General features: G+C 51.4%; 2 protein-coding genes. Both read left to right on the top strand.

What is annotated here, in order from left to right:
* Positions 1-131, top strand: a 131-nt coding sequence (locus tag DWY93_RS16830; protein WP_242990772.1) for a Maff2 family mobile element protein, incomplete at its 5' end; no start/stop codon positions are given.
* A 39-nt stretch (positions 132-170) separates the two neighbouring features.
* On the top strand, positions 171-799 hold a 629-nt coding region (locus DWY93_RS16825), incomplete at its 3' end, for a VirB6/TrbL-like conjugal transfer protein, CD1112 family (protein ID WP_117472755.1).

Genomic DNA, 799 nt, shown 5'->3' with positions numbered 1-799 from the left:
ACCTTCTGGAAGGTTACGGGTCGGACAACCCTGCGGCAAAATCACAGGGCATTAAGCAGCTCATGGCTGGCGGCGGTGTCGTTCTGATCGGCCTTCAGCTTATCCCTCTGCTGTCCGGTCTGTTCAGCTAAGTGTCACCCGTTGTCCCTTTTTCCAGAAGGAGCTGATGTATGGACTTTATCATCGACGCAATCGTTGAATGGCTGAAAGGTCTGCTCGTCGATGGTATCATGGGGAATCTGGACGGCCTTTTCGATAACGTCAATCAGAGCGTTGGCGAGATCGCCACACAGGTCGGCACGACCCCGGCGGACTGGAACGCCGGGGTCTTTTCCATGATACGACAGATCTCTGAAACTGCCATCCTGCCAATCGCCGGGGTCATCCTCACTTTTGTAATGACCTATGAGCTGATACAGATGCTCATAGAACGCAACAACCTCCATGAAGTTGACACATGGATGTTTTTTAAGTGGGTGTTCAAAACCTTTGTGGCTGTGATGATCCTGACGAATACCTTCAATATCGTGCTGGCGGTCTTTGATGTGAGCCAGCATGTGATCCAGCAGTCAGCGGGCATTATCCAGAACGGGACAGAGATCACGCCGGATGTGCTGGACAGTCTACGGACAGAACTTGAAGCGATGGAGTTGGGTCCTCTGTTCGGACTCTGGCTACAATCCTTCCTGATCCAGCTTACCATGATTGCCTTAAATATCGTGATCTTCGTCATCGTATATGGCCGTATGACTGAAATCTATTGCGCGTCCAGAAGCGCCGCTTTTCATCCGAAAGCGGT

This window comes from Clostridium sp. AF28-12 (assembly GCF_003435225.1).
Taxonomy (GTDB): domain Bacteria; phylum Bacillota; class Clostridia; order Lachnospirales; family Lachnospiraceae; genus Pilosibacter; species Pilosibacter fragilis.
This window is presented reverse-complemented; position numbering and strand designations above follow the sequence as displayed.